Raw genomic sequence first — 15,279 nt, 5'->3', positions numbered from 1 at the left:
GATCGCCCGGATGACGCTCAAGACGCCGTCGGCCTCTTGGAGGACCTTCTCGCAGAACGTTGCCAGCTGGACATACGGACCAGGCATAAGACCCCCTTCTAGGCGACCCCGGCCAACGCCCGGCCCCATGCGCCCGAGCGCAGTACGACTGGCAGTCTCTCACAGCCGATAACTACGTCCCCTACGCTCACGAATGACCTGCTGAGTAGGCCGTTCGCACAGCGCATAGCCCCGGATGGTTAGAAGGCAGCCGCTCTATCCAACTGAGCTACAGGGGCTCGATTGCGTGCAGAATGCTCCATCAATGATAACTGCCGCGTCCTCGAGAGCTGGGTGTTCGGCTTGACGCGGCAAAGACACCCAGCCAACGTCGACCTGTTCGTCTACACCCGAGGCCGGCCGAGGCAGCGCTTGTATTCGTCGGTCTCATCTGCCCCTTTCCCAGCGACCAGGCCACGGCGTTGATCGAACGGATGGCGGTGAGGGGCGACTACCACATATTCACGGTCGAGCATTCTGGTCGCGTTCAACAACAGCAAGGTCACGGACAAGACGGTCAGCGGGCTGTCGTGATCCCGGGGGATGTGGCCGGTGATGCAGGCAAGAGGCACCGCGACAGGGGATGACGCGGCTGCGCTACTTGTCGTCCTCGAGAAGCCTGCGCAACTCATTGCGCAGGCGACCGAGGCGCTCCTCGACGTCGCCGAGCTGGCTGAGCAGGCGCATGGCGTCTTCACGACGCATCGCCATCGATCCCGGCTGGAGCATGGCAATGGACCGGCGCAATCGCACAAGCTCCTCCCGCGCCATGCCATACGAGTGGCCTCGCTGTGACACGAACACACGTTCCCACACGCCCACTGGCCCGGTCAACCCGTCCTGCGCCGAACCGTGTGGGGGCCTCGTCAACCCCAGATCGGGTCGGCCCCCTTACTCCGGAACCGGCCCCGCGGGACGTTGCATCGATGGTGCTTCAGCTCGACGGGATATCCATTCCAGCATGTCGAAACAGCGCCAGAGCGACAGGCGGTTGTAAACCGAGATGAGGGCCGCGTCGTGAGCGATCTTCTCCGGTAGCTCGGGGGCGAGACCATCCACGACGGCGTCAGCCATCTCGCGTACCTCGGCGCTCTCGCACAGGTCTCGATAGTGCTTCACACAGACGTCGGTCTCTCGCGCAAGGCCCTGTAGGCGCCTCCGGAGAGCCACGGCTCTGGCTTCGATGCTCCTGGTGTCGGCCATCGCTCGCTTTCCTACTCCGGGTGGAACGGTTACGCATCCCCGGCGCGGCCACCTCTACGCTGGCGGGGGCTCCCCGCCAATCGAGCCGAACCCCATTCACCGCGGGATGGGGTCGGTCTGCCGGAGGGGTGATGCCCTGATCCAGGGGACGAGCTAGGGCTGCCCGGTCCGAACCCCTCCAGCAGACCAACCCTGTGTAACTCTCTACCTTCGTAACCCGAACGCCAAACGGTGATTCTCGCCCCCTTCACGCACACCTGTTGTGGGGACCACGGATCGCTCCGGCGGGGGATCCGACCTCCGTCAGGGCTCTCAGGTACCCACTCGCCGCGCGAGGCCTCGCGGTGCTCCCGCTTCGTCCGCGGCCCTGGCACTGGATCGGGCTCCGCCGGCAAGAACCAGAGCAGGAACATCACTCACCCCCCGCCCGTCAGGTCGCGCCTGCGGTGTAGCGTGCGCCCCGCAGTGGTGGGACCGTCGACAGAGGATCGGGAGGGAGCAAGCACATGAGAATCCTGTTGAACGTTGAGATCGACACGGCGAAGGGCAACGAACTCATCAAGGCCGGCAAGATGGGGGAGGTAATGGAGGGGCTCGTCGGCAAGCTCAAGCCCGAGGCGGCCTACTTCTACGCACGCAACGGCTGCCGAGCTCAAACATTCGTTGTCGACGTGCCTGATGCTGCCTCACTCCCAAGCTTGGCCGAGCCCTTCTGGGGCCAGCTCGGCGCGAGGGTCGAGGCCCTGCCTTGCATGAACGCAGAAGAGCTACGTGAAGGGATTGGCCGGCTCGGCTAACAGAAGTGAGAGCCGAATACCTGGCTTCTTCTCACGATTCGGCCAGCGCGCCAGTCGACAAGTCGTCGATCGTCGCCGTCGTCTGCAACACGTGCCCGGAGGCCGCCCGCCGATGAACGGGGCGTCACACCTCGAAGGCGGCCGCTAGCGCGTCGACGGGCGCTTCCGGGCCCGTCACCTCGAGCGCAACGTGGTCGGGGTAAGGCTCGACGGACCATGTCGCCCACCCGCAGCAGGCGCGCTCAGCGGCGGCGAGCTTCTCGACCCGATCGAGTGCGGCGACGTCGAAAGCGACTCGATAACCGTCGGTCGTGCGGACACGACTGAGCACCAGCGGTCTCAGGGCACGCCATTCCCCAGCTCGTTCGTCGAGGTCGGGCTCGGAAAGCTCGCATGGGAACGATCGAGGTGGTTCCGTCACGCATAGAGCTTGCCACTTGGACCCGAGCGCCCGTCAAGGGCTGCGGCGCCCACTGGACCGGCTATTTGCCGATGGCCCGCACCTCGTCGAAGCCCTGTCGCAAGCCTTCCATCAATCCGCCCGGATCGGTGACCGCGGCCGGGTCGATGGTCGCTCCGATGTTGGCCTGGTCGGCGTAGCTGAACAGGACCAGGTTGACCGCGGCGCCGGCCGTGGGCCCGAAGGGGTACACGCCGTCGATGCGGCTGCCTGCGAAGTAGACAGGTACGGGCACGCCGGGGACGTTGCTCGTCACGAAGTCGACGCCGCGCATCATCGACTGGAAGGCGGCCGTCGAGACGCTGGTCCCGAGTCGGTAGAGCACGCCGGCGATCGGAGCGGCGAGGCCCAGTGCCGGCTCGGCGCGGACGTGGCCGACCAGCTCGTGGACTGCCCGCATGCGCCGGCCAGGATCGGCGATATCGAGGGGGACGGCGAAGCGAATCGGCGCGAACTGGTTCCCTCCGCCGGCGTCGCTGTCGCCGTGGCGGATGTTCACCGGCATCTGCATGCGGAGGGCCTCGACGGCCGCACCCTGGCGCTCGTGATAGCGGCGCATACCGCCGATCGCGGCGGCGACGAAGGCGTCGTTGAGATGGCCGTCGACCGCCTTGGCGGCTGCCTTGAGATCATCGAGCGCCACGTCGAGCACGTCGAAATGCCGGCCCAGCGAACGGCCAGTCATGACCGGGCTCAAGGGCTCGGCGGCCGGCGCCAACGTACGGGCGATCGAGCCGACCGTCGCGCTGACCTGCCGCCATGCCTGTAGAGGGTCCCGGCCGGTGGCGGCGAGGGTGGAGAGCACTGCCCTGGCGGCCCGCCGTCCCGTGACCTCGGCCTCGCCAATCTCGTGGGTCAGGCCGCCCACGAACCGGCGCGGAAGCGACGGGATCGACCCCTGCGGCGCGTCGGGCATCGGCCCCCGTTGCTTCCAGCCGTCCCGCTCGAGATCGAAGAAGGCCATGGCCATGTTGACGAAACCGACGCCGTCGGTCATCGAGTGGTGGAGCTTGAGCAGCACGGCGCAGCGACCATCGGCGAGACCGTCGACCACGACGACCTCCCACAAGGGCCGCGCCCGATCGAAGCTCTGCATGGCGAGTGGTTGGGCGACGTCCAGCACGTCGCGCATCGTCCCCGCGCCGGGAGACCGCACGTACCGGACGTGGTAGCTGAGATCGAAGCCCGGGTCGATCTCCCATCGGGGAGGAGCCACGGCGAACGGATGGCTCACGACCCGCTGCCGCAGGCGCGGCACCAGCCGGCTAGCCCGCTCCCACACCTGGGTGAAGACGTCACGGTCGGGCGCCCGGTCCAGCAGGGCCACCCCCGTGATCGTCGAGCGCAGCAGTGGGTCCTTCTCGATGACCCACATCAGCGCGTCGGCGTTGCTCATCCGGTCGGCGTACTGCAGTTCAGCCCCCACGAAGATCCCCCCTTTGGGCCGCCGGGCCCGCCGTCATGCGAGCTTAGGTCCGATCCCCGGGAGCTCTACGCGGTGCTGGTCCGCACGAAATCGGCCACCACACGCCCGAGCTCCTCGCCCCGATCCTCCTGGAGGAAGTGCCCGGCCCCGCTGATCGTCGCGTGGGGCTGGCCTCCCGCACCCGGAACGGTCCGGCGGAAGACGGCGTCGCCTCCCCCGGTGATCGGGTCGCCGTCGCTGAACGCGGTGAGGAAGGGCTTGTCCCACCGGGCGAGGACGTCCCACGCCCGGCGGTTTGCCTCGCTGGCGGGGTCGTCGGGCCGGGTCGGCACCAGCACAGGGAACATGCGCGCTCCTTCCTTGTAGGACTCGTCCGGGAAGGGCGCGTTGTAGGCCGCGACGACGTCGGGTGGCAGAGGGCTGGTGCAACCGCCGCCGACGATGGCGCCGACCGGAAGCTCGGGCGTCTCCTGGGAATACCGCTGCCAGGCCATGAACGCGTCGGACAGGCCCTGGTCGCCGGTGGGGAGGCCGGTGTTGGCTGCGACGACGCGCGCGAAGCGATCAGGGTGCTCGGCCACCAGGCGGAGGCCGATCAGGCCGCCCCAGTCCTGGCCGACCAGGGTGATGTCGGCGAGCCCGAGTCGGTCGAGCAGTGCAGATCGCATCCATTCGACGTGGCGGGCGTAGCTGTAGTCGCCGCGCTCGGACGGCTTGTCGGACCGCCCAAAGCCCACCAGGTCGGGCGCCACGGCGCGCAAACCCGCGGCCGCCAGGACGGGAATCACCTTGCGGTACAGATAGCTCCAGGACGGCTCCCCGTGCAGAAGGAGCACCACCGGGCCCGTGCTCGGCCCCTCGTCGAGGTAGTGGACCCGGAGCAGGGCTTCGCTGTCGCGCACCTCGACGTAGTGCGGCGCGAAGTCGAAGCCCGGCAGCTTACCGAAACGTTCCTCCGGCGTCCGCAGGACCTTCACCTGTCGAGCAGCCAGGGTCTCACGATGACCCACGTCTCCTCGGGCCGGTCGGGGTCCATGTGGAGCTCCATGGGCTGGGGCGGCCCCGGCGGTTCCCCGGGCGCCTCGACGACGATGGCGGGCTGTTCCCGCGGTAGCTCGAGCGCCTGGCGCAGGCCGAAGGCGATCCCCGTCAGGATGGCGCCTGTGGCGGACCGCCGGCGCCACTCCTCCAGCGCCGGCGGAAGCGCCGTCCGCAGCTCCTCGTCGTCGCCGCCCTCTTTCCGGTCGTCCACCTCAGCCACGCCACAAGGTTACTGGGATCATCGACCGACTACGTGGGCTGACCGCTCGCCGCCTCGGCAGCCAACCGGGCGACGGCCAGCGACCGCAGCTCTGCCGTCTTGATCTTTGCGTTGCCCGTCTGGACCAGGTCGGCCTCGACGAAGAACAGCACCCGTCGGGGGATCTTGTAGGAGGCGATCCGGCCGCGCAGGAACTCCTGCACGTCGGCTTCAGTGATGCTTGCCCCGTCGTGGGCCACGGCCGCCAGCACCACCATCTGGCCGAGGGTGGAGTGGGGCACGGCCACGGCCACGGCCGCCTTGAGGCCCGGGTGCTCGAGGAGCACCGTCTCGATCTCGACCGGCGAGACGTTGGCGCCCGCCGACTTGATGAGATCGTCGGTCCGGCCGGTCCAGTGGAGCAGGCCGTGCTCGTCGACGAAGCCTGCGTCACCGGTGTGGAAGAACCCGTCGAGGTCGAAGCACTCCTCGGGGCCGACCTTCACGTACCCCTTCATGAGACAGGTGCCCTTGACCGCGATCCCACCGTCCGCACCGGCTCCCTGGGGTCGGCCAGTGTGAGGATCGACGATGCGCACGTGCATACCCGGCAGCACGGGACCCTGGCTATCGGCCCGGGCCTCGAGCGGAGTGCCGGCCGGAAGGGAGCTGAGGATGGTGAAGGTCTCCGTGAGGCCGTAGGCGGCCCTCGGGCTCCACACATCGCCGACCTTGACGCTTGGATGTCGGCCCCAGCCCGTGAACGACTCGACGTGTCGCAGGGCAGAGAGGTCGCGGCGGGCCCAGTCGGGGTGGTCCTCCAGGTCGGCAACCTGATGCGGCCAGGCGAACGGGGTCGTGATCCGCTCTTCTTCGAGCAGGGCGAGCGACTCGGCCGCCTCGAACCGCTCCTGGAGCACGAGGCACCCGCCCGCGGCGAGGGTGGCGCCCATAACCATGCTGAACCCGGCTGACCAGAACAACGGGTACGGGCTCCATACCCGGTCGTCGGCTTCGATGCCGAGGTGGCGGACGAAGCGCCAGCTCTGCAGGGTCGGCGCCCGATGGCCGTGGAGGACACCCTTGGGGCTGGCCGTCGATCCGGAGGTGTAGATGACGATGGCGTCGTCGAAGGGCGAGACGCTCGCCGCGCAGGCGCGCAACCGCTCCTCGGGCACGGTCTCGGCCCCGGCGAGCAGGTCCGTCCAGGAGTCGGTCCCCAGGCAGACGACCTGACGCAGGAAGGGGAGACGGGTGGACGGATGGCTGCCCCATATCGTGCGCACCGTGTCGAGGTAGGCGTGTCGACCGAGTCCCTCCTGGAGCAGCAGCACGGCGGTGTCGGAGTGCGCCAGCACGTGCTCGAGCTCTGGCGCCTCGTAGAAGGTGTTCATCGGGACGAGCACGCCGCCCGCCATGGCCACGCCGTAGGCGGCGGCGACCCATTCAGGGCGGTTGCCCATGAGGAGACCCACCCGCGTTCCCTTCCCGACCCCTGCAGCCAGAAGGGCCCGGCCGATCCGGCGGCCTTCACGGCCGAGCTGCTCGTACGTCCACCTGGTGGTCGCGGGCGAGCCGGCCCGGCGCCAGGCCAACGCCTCCCGGTCCCTGTGGCGCCCGACGACCTCGGCGAAGAAGCCTCCGAGGGTAAGCGCTCCGATCCCGCCCTCGGTCTCCGGGGGCGGCCCGGAGAACGTGGTCACGCCGGGATCTCGACCTCGACCGGCCCCTTGGCCATGACCGCGCCGTCCTGGGTTGTCATCACGACCTCGATGCTCACGACGCCGGCCCCGAGAGTCGGGTCGTGGCGGGTGCCGATGACCTCCCCGTCGAGGTAGGTCACGTCGCCCTCGAAGGCGGGGAAGCGGTACTGGACCGCCGAATGACGGGTCAGGGCCCGGTCACCCGCCCACATGGCCACGTAGTCGAGGACCCAGGCCCCCATGGACGCCCCGTACCCGTACGCCCGGGGCATGCCGATCACCTGGGCGTGCTCGACGTCGGTGTGCCCGCGCGAGGGGCCGCTGTACAAGCCGTCGCCCAGGGCCGGGTCGGCCTTCGCCGCCTCCAGCTTGCGGTCCATCTCGGGCAGCCACCCGGCCTCGGTGAGGTGATCGGGACCTTCCTGCACGCTGGAACCCCAGACGGTGAAGATGTAGGACCTCCACTCCGTGGCGAACGTCGAGAGTGTGTGGGGACCGATCGGCCGAGTGGGGAGCCGCTGGCCCACCTCGACCGCCTCCAGCGTCGGACTGGTGGATCCGGCGCGGCTGGCGACCCACGCCGACCGCTGGTCGGCCACCTCGGCCAGGCGCTCGGCTGTCCACGTGGGCCGGGGCGCGGCCTGCTCGAAGAACCCGCGGCGGCGGGCCTCCTCGGCCAGGTAGCGCACCGCCGTCGACCACTGCCGGGCCACCATGTCCCCGCGCTGGTTGGTGTAGACGGTCTCGCCCCGGCTGAACATCGTGGGGCCGGCGAACTTGGTGTCGGACACCTTGTAGTCGACGAAGCGGCGCCGCATGCGCAAATGGTCGCCGGGGTAGATGCGGGGCCCGGCGAACCACCACTCGTCGCCGCCGAAGATCATGTGGCTGCCGGGCAGGCTGCCGACAATGGCGGGACCGGCCCCGTGCCCGACGTCGCAGCAGATGGTGAACGACTGCGGGGCCACGATCCGCCGCCAGGGGCTCGCCGCCGCCACCTCATCGTCGTAGTGGATCGGGTTCGGGTACTGCATGCCCTGCACCCAGCGCCGGATGTCCGTCACGGTGACGGGCTCCTTGAGCTGGCCCCCGCCGACGGGCCGCCCCACGTGGCGGTCTACGTCGCTGGTGTCGAGCACCACTGCGTCACCGACCTGCGTCATCCCAACCCCCTGATGCTCGCAGAGCTCTCTGACGGCTATGTCAGCAGGACCCTACACCGGGGGCCGGATCGAGCCCGGCGCGCGCTGTCGACCGGGTCAAGCGCGGCCAGCGCCCACCCGCCCAACCGATCGTGCCAGGCTGGAGGGCCGTGGACCTTCCCGTCATGCCCCCGATCGAGCCCATGCTGGCCAAGCTGGCCCGCGACCTGCCGACGGTGGGAGGCACGGTGTACGAGCCCAAGTGGGACGGATTTCGCACCATCGTGTTCCGCGATGGGGACGAGGTCGAGCTCGGGAGCCGCAACGAGCGGCCCATGACCCGCTACTTCCCCGAGGTGCTGGACTCCGTGCGGGAGTTGCTTCCTGAGCGTTGTGTCGTCGACGGGGAGATCGTGATCGCGGGGGCGGCCGGCCTCGATTTCGACGCCTTGCAGCAGCGCATTCATCCCGCCGAGTCGCGGGTTCGACGCCTGGCCGCCGAGACACCGGCGTCGTTCGTGGCCTTCGACCTGCTTGCCCTGGGCGACGAGGACCTGCGGTCGGTTCCCCTCCGCCGGCGGCGCGAGCTGCTGGTGGATGCCATGCGGTCCGCCCGCCCGCCGATCCACCTCACACCGGCCACCACCGACCGGGAGCTCGCCGAGCAATGGTTCTCACGCTTCGAGGGCGCAGGCCTCGACGGCATCGTGGCCAAGAACCTCGAGGACACCTATCGAGAAGGTAAGCGGGCGATGCTCAAGGTCAAGCACGAGCGCACCGCCGACTGCGTCGTCGCCGGGTTCCGGTGGCACAAGCAGGGAGGGATCATCGGGTCCCTGCTCCTCGGCCTCTACGACGACGAGGGCACCCTCCACAACCTCGGGGTGACCGCGTCCTTCTCCATGGAGCGACGCAGAGAGCTGGTGCTCGAGCTGGAGCCCTATCGCACCGACGACCTCAGCGGCCACCCCTGGAGGGGGTGGGCCGAGGCGGAGACTGGCACCGCTGCCGACGAAGGTCGCAAGCCAGGAGCCCGCAGCCGCTGGAATGCCAAGAAGGACCTCAGCTGGGAGCCCCTTCGTCCCGAGCTGGTGTGCGAGGTGGCCTATGACCACCTCCAGGGGAACCGTTTCCGGCACGCCACGACCTTCCGCCGGTGGCGCCCGGACCGCCGCCCCGAGAGCTGCACCTACCGCCAGCTGGACACGGCCGTCCCCGAGGAGCTGGCGACGGTGTTCGGCACCCGCTCCGGCTGAGCGATCGGACGCTTCGCGCCGGCGGCTTGTTCCCCGGCCGGCCCCCCGGGCCGGCCTCGGCGCTTCGCGCCGGCGGCTTGTTCCCCGGCCGGCCTCCCGGGCCGGCCTACTCGAAGCGGCGGGCGTCCTCGGCCGCGTACGACGCGACAGCAGCGTCGGCCCGCGCCGTCGACTCGAGCCGCTCCACCACCTCACCCAGGCGCGACGCGGGGATGGCGCAGGTCACCTCGCCGCTCGACATGCCGGTCCGGGTGCGGCTCAGCATGCAGCCCACGCTGGCGACCACCTCGCCCTGCTCCTTGGCCGCGGCGACGATGTGGCACTGGGGCTTGCCCTCCACCCGGAGGCCAGGCAGGGCGTCGGAGAGGACCATGAGGGACTTCGCCGTGAGCCGGACGAGGATCACGTCGGGATCGACCGGCGTGTCGGCGAGGGGTCCGTAGGTGATGGCACCGGGCCGGTCTCGGACGACCGGGATGCCGGGGATCATGTCCTCGGTGATCCAGCCCGCTTCGAGAAGCGCGGCGATGTCGGCGCGGCCGCTCACCTCGGCCATCGTCGCCAGCCCGTGGGTCATGCTGCCCACGCTGCAGTTGCCGTGGTCGGCGGGCGCCGTGGTGAACGTGCGCTCGGAGCCCTTCATCCAGAAGACGCAACCCGCCGGGACCCGACCGGTGCGCCCGTCTGGCGTCGGAGGAGGCATGGGCGCGTCATAGGGTTCGACGCCGGCCGGCGGCTCGGTCGAGAACGTGATGGCGATCGGCGGTGCGCTGGGATGAAGGCTGGACTGCAGTCCTTCAGCGAGTGTGGTCCACATCTGAGCTCCGTTCATGGTGTCGGTATCTCGATGCCGTGGGCGGCTGCGGCCATGATGCGCAGGCGCCCGTAGTCGGCCTTGCCGTTGGCCGCCCGGCCGATGGTCTCCACCACAAGGACGTGGCGAGGCGACTTGTAGCTTGCCAGGCGACCCTTCACATGGGCCACGATGTCGTCGGGCTCGAGAGCCGCGTCGGGGGCTACCTCGACCACGGCGCAGATGGCCTCACCGAAGCGCTCGTCGGGGACACCCACCACGATCGCGTCGCGCACCGCGGGGTGGAGCTTGACGACCTCCTCGACCTCCTCGGGGAAGACCTTCTCGCCTCCGGTGTTGATGCACACTGACCCGCGGCCCAGTACGCGCAGCGTTCCGTCGGCGTCGACGGTCGCATTGTCGCCGGGGATGGAGTACCGCGCGCCGTCGATGGTGCGAAACGTCTGCGCCGTCTTGTCGGGATCCTTGTAATAGCCGACGGGGTTCCGCCCGCGCACGGCCAGGAGGCCGACCTCGCCCGAGCCAGGGACGACGTCCCTCCCGTCCTCGCCGACGACCCGGGCGTTGCGGCCGAGGACGAAGCGCGCCGTCCGGGCTCGCCCCTCGGCGCTGGAGATCGAGCGACCCATCCCGAGCGCCTCCGAGGAGGCGAACGAGTCGACGAGAAGCATGCCGGGGTGGTGGCGCAGCAGCCCCTGCTTCGTCGGCTCGCTCCACATCACCCCCGAGGAGAGCACCACGTCGAGGCTGGAGATGTCCCAGCGCCCGGGGGCCTCGTCCAGCACACGCAGGATCGGCTTGGCAAAGGCGTCGCCCACGATCGAGGTGTTGTTGACCCCTTCGGTGGCCACGGTGGAGACGAACTCCTCGGGGTCGAAGGCGCGGCCGGCCAGCAGGACGACCGTTCCACCGGAGCTGAGGCCGGTGAAGGCGGTGAAGGCGCCGGTGCCGTGCATGAGCGGGCAGGCGGGGAGGAAGACCGGACCAGAGCCCGTGATGGCGCGCCGCACACCGGCGAGGCCGGCCTCCTCGTCGTGCTTGATCGGCGCGGCAGCATTGAGGGCCGAGAACAGGTCGTCCTGGCGCCACATGACGCCCTTGGGCATGCCCGTGGTGCCGCCGGTGTAGAGCAGGTACAGATCGTCGCCGCTGCGTCCCCAGGGCGGCGCGACCGGCTCGATCGCCGACTTGACGGCGTCCTCGTAGGCGATGGCCCAGTCGGGACACGGTCCCGATCCGTCGTCCACCCACAGCCAACCCTTGATCCGCGGCAGCCGAGGACGAAGCCGCTCGCTCCGCTCGCTGAAGCTGCCGTGGAAGACGACGGCCACGGTGTCGGCGTTGTCCCAGAGGTAGACGAGCTCGTCGTCGCCGTAGCGGTAGTTGGTGTTGACCGGGACGAGACCCGCCTTGAAGGCGCCGAACACCGACTCGAGGTACTCGGGGCAGTTGTACAGGTACTGGGCCACCTTGTCCTGGGCTCCGACGCCGAGATCAAGCAGGGCGCGGGCCACGCCGTTGGCCCGTTGGTCGGTCTCGGCCCATGACCGGCGCTGCTCGCCCTGCACCAGCGCAGGGACGTCGGGAACCGTCTCGGCCACTACCTCCCAGACGTCGGCGTAGTTCCAACCAGCCATGCGGGGCGATCTTAGAGGCGCCCGCCGCCGCCAAGATCGTCACGCCGATACGCTGAACCGCTGTGGATCTCGAGCTGCCGGGCGAGGACCATCCGCAGCGCGTCGCAGTGCGGTCGTGGCTCGAGGAGCACCCGCACGCGGCTGGGCACCAGCTGGCCGCGGCCGGCTACGTCGCCCCGCACTGGCCGAGGCCCTGGGGGCTGGAGGCTGATCCCATCGCCCAGCTGGTGATCGACGACGAGCTGCGCCGCGCCGGAGTGGCCCGGCCCATCAACCCCATCGGCATCGGGTGGGCGGGGCCGACGCTGCTGCACGCCGGCACACGAGCCCAGCAGGAGCGGTACCTGATGCCGATGCTGGCCGGCGAGGAGCTGTGGTGCCAGCTGTTCAGCGAGCCCGGGGCCGGATCCGATCTGGCCGACCTGTCGACCCGGGCCGTACGGGACGGGGACACCTACGTGGTCTCCGGTCAGAAGGTGTGGACCTCGCTGGCGCACCTCTCGCGCTTCGGGATCCTCCTCGCCAGGACCGACGCCGACGTCGCCAAGCACCAGGGGATCTCCTACTTCGTGTGTCCCATGGACAGCGCCGGCATCACCATCCGTCCCATCGTGGAGATGACCGGCGTGCATCTGTTCAACGAGGTTTTCCTCGACGAGGTCCGCATCCCGGTGGAGAACCGCGTCGGGGACGAGAACCAGGGATGGGCGCTGGCCAAGGTGACCCTCGGCAACGAGCGGGTGTCCCTCTCGGGCGAGGGGGCCCTCTGGGGACGGGGTCCGACCGCCGAAGACCTGCTGGAGCTGGCCCGAAAGGCTGGCGGTGTCGCTGACCCCCACCTGCGCCAGCGCCTGGCCCAGCTGCACATCGAGGCCGAGGTGCTCCGGCTCATCCGGTTGCGCGCCGTGACGGCGGCCGTGAAGGGCCGCCAGCCCGGCCCCGAGGCCTCCGTGCGCAAGGCGCTCGCCGACGAGCACGGTCAGCGGATCATGGGCCTGGCCAAGGACCTGGCCGGCGCCCACGGCATGCTGACGGGGTCGGCCCCGTTCGGGGTCGCCGACGCCCAATGGTCCTATGGCTACCTCTTCGCGCCGGCGCTCACGATTGGCGGTGGCACGTCGGAGGTCCAGCGCAACATCATCGCCGAGCGGGCGCTGGGACTGCCCCACGACATTGACGTCGAGCCAGGCAAGACCTGGGCCGAGTCCCGGAGGGCAGCGCGGGCCTGAGGCGGGGCGCCGACCGTTCTCAGCGAAATGCTCCCGAGCCGCTCAGCAGCCCCCGTTCCCACCTCCACGGGGTGATCGGCGCCGCCCGCGGATAGTCCTCGAACAGCCAGCGGGCGAAGCTGCGACGGGTCCAGTCCGTGGCCCCGACGACCCGAACGGCGCCGCGGGCGCCCTTGCGGTGGCGGAGGACGTGTGACAGGGCGTTGGACAGGTGGTGGTTGGGGGCGAGATTTCGGGACACGTCCCGGCGGTAGCGGCTGGCGACCTCGGCCGGGTCCTCGGCGCGACCGGCAAGGATGGCGTCGGCCGCCAGCGCGGCCGTCTCCAGGGCCTGGGCGATGCCTTCGCCGGTCATCGGGTCGGTGGCCCGGGCGGCGTCCCCGGCGAACAGGACCCGCCCGCCCGCGGCGGTGAGCGGGCTGGTGGTCACCCGGGCGGGGATGGGCCAGGCCCGGTGGGGCGACTCGGGCTCCGCCGCCGGGCCGAGCACGGCGCGCAGAGGCGACCGGTCGACGAGCCCCGACCAGACGGCGGCCATCTCGCCCGTGGGCCGCCCGGCCTGGCGCGGCACGCCGAAGCCGACGTTGGCCCGGCCGTCGGGCAGGGGAAAGGACCAGGCATAGCCGGGCAACAGATCGGGCTCGAACCACACCCACATGTCGGCCGCGTCGGGGCCGACGTTGCCGAAGTACTGCCGGAAGGCGTGCCACTCGCCCAGGTAGCCGGGCTCCTCGCCCTGGCCCAGGGCCTTGCGAAGCGGGGACCACATGCCGTCCGCGCCGATGGCGTAGCGGACCGAGATGGGGTCGAGGCCGTCGGCTTCCAGGACGATCCCGTCGTCAGCGAGGCTCGCCCCTCTGAGCGCGCACCCCTCGAGGATGGTCGCGCCGGCGTCGCGGGCCAGGTCGACCACGGCGGCGTCGAGGTCGCGGCGCTGGGCTACGGCCGCGTAGGTGCCCCGGTCGCGCGGGAACGGCAGCCGCGCCACCCGGCCCGAGGGTGATCGGACCACGATGTCGTCCACCGCCTGCCAGGACGCCACCGTCTTGGGGTCGAGCCCCAGGCGGTCGAGCCGCCGGAGGGCATCGGTGGTGAGGCCGTCGCCGCAGCACTTGTCCCGCGGGAAGCGGGCCCGGTCGAGCACGACGACGTCGCTGCCGGCCCGGGCCAGCCGGACGGCCGCGGCCGACCCTGCGGGACCGGCGCCCACCACGGCGACGTCGGCATCGAGCATCAACCGAAGGCTAGGGCCTCACCGACCGAGCGCGGCCCGCAATGTTTCCAACAGCTCTCGGTGGCGAAACTCGTATCCCGTCGCCTCCAGTCGGGTCGGCCGGACCCGCTGGCTGGCCAATACGGTCTCCCGGGCCATCTCCGAGCCGAGAGCGGTCGACAGGGCGAAGGTGGGGACGCGAAGGAGCGTCGGGCGGCCCACAGCGGCGCCGAGGACGCGGGTGTACTCGGCGTTGGTGACGGGGTTGGGGGCGGTGGCGTTGAGTGCACCCCGAACGGTGTCGTGGGTGAGGGTGTGAATGATGGCGCCCACCTCGTCAGCCAGCGAGATCCAGCTGACGTACTGCCGGCCCGGCCCCAGCTGGCCGCCGAGGCCGAGCTTGAACAGCCGGAGCGCCGTCCCCAGAGCGCCTCCCTCGGCGCTCTGGACGATCCCCGTGCGCAGGTGCGCCACCCGGATGCCCACGTTCTCGGCCGGAGCCGTCGCCGACTCCCAGGCCTCGACCGCCTCGGCCAAGAACCCGGTGCCCGCCCCGCTGTCCTCGGTGAGCATCTCGTCGCCCCGGTCGCCGTAGTAGCCGACGGCCGACCCGCTCACCATGACGGCGGGGGGGGTGTCCAGCTGGGCCAGCGCAGTCGTGAGCAGCGTCGTGCCGTCCACGCGACTGTCGCGGATGCGGGCCTTGTAGGCGGGCGACCAGCGGCGGGCCAGGCTCGCTCCCGCTAGGTGGACGACGGCGTCGGCGCCCTCCATGGCCCGGGTGTCGATCGTGCCGGCCTCGATGTCCCAGCTGACGTCGCCGGGCCCCGGTTGGGCGCCGGCGGTCGGGCGGACGAGCCGCCCGACGTCGTCGCCCCTCGTCCGCAGGGTGCCGACGAGAGCGGTACCGATCAACCCGTGGGAGCCGCTGACGAGAACCCGCATGGGTGCCATCGTCGCGCCGTCGCGAGGTCAGTGGGCTCGTCAGCTGTCGCTGGCGAGCCTGCTCCGCTCGAGCGCCCGCCGGACGGTGGCGGCGAAGTCATCGGGGTGGCTGAGGTGGGCGCCGTGCCCGGCACCCTCGACCTCCACCAGCTCGGCGCCGGGGATCAGATCGGCG

General features: G+C 70.4%; 15 protein-coding genes. 3 read left to right on the top strand and 12 right to left on the bottom strand.

What is annotated here, in order from left to right; translation table 11 throughout:
- Positions 1-636: 636 nt before the first annotated feature.
- A complete protein-coding gene (locus VH112_13435; protein ID HEX4541237.1) occupies positions 637-837 on the bottom strand; it encodes a hypothetical protein in 201 nt (66 codons plus the stop codon).
- A gap of 93 nt (positions 838-930) precedes the next feature.
- Positions 931-1,242, bottom strand: a complete 312-nt coding sequence (locus tag VH112_13430; protein ID HEX4541236.1) for a hypothetical protein — start codon at positions 1,240-1,242, stop codon at positions 931-933.
- A gap of 506 nt (positions 1,243-1,748) precedes the next feature.
- On the opposite strand from VH112_13430, the gene VH112_13425 reads away from it, so the two are divergent.
- Positions 1,749-2,039, top strand: coding sequence for a hypothetical protein (locus VH112_13425; protein HEX4541235.1), 291 nt, complete (start codon positions 1,749-1,751; stop codon positions 2,037-2,039).
- Positions 2,040-2,163: 124 nt separating this feature from the next.
- On the opposite strand, the gene VH112_13420 is transcribed toward VH112_13425, so the two are convergent.
- The 6 genes from VH112_13420 to VH112_13395 all read right to left on the bottom strand — a co-directional run bounded on the left by VH112_13420 (position 2,164) and on the right by VH112_13395 (position 8,031).
- Positions 2,164-2,370 carry a hypothetical protein gene (locus VH112_13420; GenBank protein ID HEX4541234.1) on the bottom strand — a complete coding sequence of 69 codons (207 nt, stop codon included), beginning with the start codon at positions 2,368-2,370 and terminating at the stop codon, positions 2,164-2,166.
- A gap of 151 nt (positions 2,371-2,521) precedes the next feature.
- Entirely contained in the window at positions 2,522-3,925 is a 1,404-nt protein-coding gene (locus VH112_13415) for a wax ester/triacylglycerol synthase family O-acyltransferase (protein HEX4541233.1), read from the bottom strand.
- A 65-nt stretch (positions 3,926-3,990) separates the two neighbouring features.
- A complete protein-coding gene (locus VH112_13410) occupies positions 3,991-4,902 on the bottom strand; it encodes a haloalkane dehalogenase (GenBank protein ID HEX4541232.1) in 912 nt (303 codons plus the stop codon).
- Positions 4,899-5,186 carry a hypothetical protein gene (locus VH112_13405; GenBank protein ID HEX4541231.1) on the bottom strand — a complete coding sequence of 96 codons (288 nt, stop codon included), beginning with the start codon at positions 5,184-5,186 and terminating at the stop codon, positions 4,899-4,901. The genes VH112_13410 and VH112_13405 overlap by 4 nt, the downstream gene beginning before the upstream one ends.
- Before the next feature lie 29 nt (positions 5,187-5,215).
- Complete coding sequence (locus VH112_13400) at positions 5,216-6,868, bottom strand: AMP-binding protein (GenBank protein ID HEX4541230.1); 1,653 nt, start codon at positions 6,866-6,868, stop codon at positions 5,216-5,218.
- Complete coding sequence (locus tag VH112_13395) at positions 6,865-8,031, bottom strand: MaoC family dehydratase N-terminal domain-containing protein (GenBank protein ID HEX4541229.1); 1,167 nt, start codon at positions 8,029-8,031, stop codon at positions 6,865-6,867. The genes VH112_13400 and VH112_13395 overlap by 4 nt, the downstream gene beginning before the upstream one ends.
- Positions 8,032-8,180: 149 nt before the next feature.
- Here VH112_13395 and VH112_13390 point away from each other — a divergent pair, with 149 nt between their 5' ends.
- Entirely contained in the window at positions 8,181-9,266 is a 1,086-nt protein-coding gene (locus VH112_13390; protein ID HEX4541228.1) for an ATP-dependent DNA ligase, read from the top strand.
- Positions 9,267-9,372: 106 nt separating this feature from the next.
- Here the strand turns inward: VH112_13390 and VH112_13385 are convergent, their stop codons facing one another.
- A complete protein-coding gene (locus VH112_13385) occupies positions 9,373-10,083 on the bottom strand; it encodes a DUF169 domain-containing protein (GenBank protein HEX4541227.1) in 711 nt (236 codons plus the stop codon).
- An 11-nt stretch (positions 10,084-10,094) separates the two neighbouring features.
- Positions 10,095-11,717 carry an AMP-binding protein gene (locus VH112_13380; protein ID HEX4541226.1) on the bottom strand — a complete coding sequence of 541 codons (1,623 nt, stop codon included), beginning with the start codon at positions 11,715-11,717 and terminating at the stop codon, positions 10,095-10,097.
- Positions 11,718-11,779: 62 nt separating this feature from the next.
- On the opposite strand from VH112_13380, the gene VH112_13375 reads away from it, so the two are divergent.
- Positions 11,780-12,946 (top strand): acyl-CoA dehydrogenase family protein, encoded by a 1,167-nt coding sequence (locus tag VH112_13375; GenBank protein HEX4541225.1) that lies wholly within the window; start codon positions 11,780-11,782, stop codon positions 12,944-12,946.
- Positions 12,947-12,965: 19 nt separating this feature from the next.
- On the opposite strand, the gene VH112_13370 is transcribed toward VH112_13375, so the two are convergent.
- Positions 12,966-14,180 (bottom strand): geranylgeranyl reductase family protein, encoded by a 1,215-nt coding sequence (locus VH112_13370; GenBank protein HEX4541224.1) that lies wholly within the window; start codon positions 14,178-14,180, stop codon positions 12,966-12,968.
- Positions 14,181-14,198: 18 nt separating this feature from the next.
- A complete protein-coding gene (locus VH112_13365) occupies positions 14,199-15,104 on the bottom strand; it encodes a TIGR01777 family oxidoreductase (protein ID HEX4541223.1) in 906 nt (301 codons plus the stop codon).
- Positions 15,105-15,279 lie beyond the last annotated feature (175 nt).

The sequence above is a fragment of the Acidimicrobiales bacterium genome (assembly GCA_036270875.1).
Lineage (GTDB): Bacteria > Actinomycetota > Acidimicrobiia > Acidimicrobiales > AC-9 > AC-9.
The sequence above is the reverse complement of the archived record's forward strand: the minus strand, read 5'-3'. Positions and strand labels throughout refer to the sequence as shown.

What these genes read in the sequence shown, in the direction of transcription:
- VH112_13430 (HEX4541236.1), bottom strand. Translation starts at nt 1,242, where the DNA reads ATGGCCGACACCAGGAGCATCGAAGCCAGAGCCGTGGCTCTCCGGAGG.
- VH112_13425 (HEX4541235.1), top strand. Translation starts at nt 1,749, where the DNA reads ATGAGAATCCTGTTGAACGTTGAGATCGACACGGCGAAGGGCAACGAA.
- VH112_13395 (HEX4541229.1), bottom strand. Translation starts at nt 8,031, where the DNA reads ATGACGCAGGTCGGTGACGCAGTGGTGCTCGACACCAGCGACGTAGAC.
- VH112_13385 (HEX4541227.1), bottom strand. Translation starts at nt 10,083, where the DNA reads ATGTGGACCACACTCGCTGAAGGACTGCAGTCCAGCCTTCATCCCAGC.
- VH112_13380 (HEX4541226.1), bottom strand. Translation starts at nt 11,717, where the DNA reads ATGGCTGGTTGGAACTACGCCGACGTCTGGGAGGTAGTGGCCGAGACG.
- VH112_13370 (HEX4541224.1), bottom strand. Translation starts at nt 14,180, where the DNA reads ATGCTCGATGCCGACGTCGCCGTGGTGGGCGCCGGTCCCGCAGGGTCG.
- VH112_13365 (HEX4541223.1), bottom strand. Translation starts at nt 15,104, where the DNA reads ATGCGGGTTCTCGTCAGCGGCTCCCACGGGTTGATCGGTACCGCTCTC.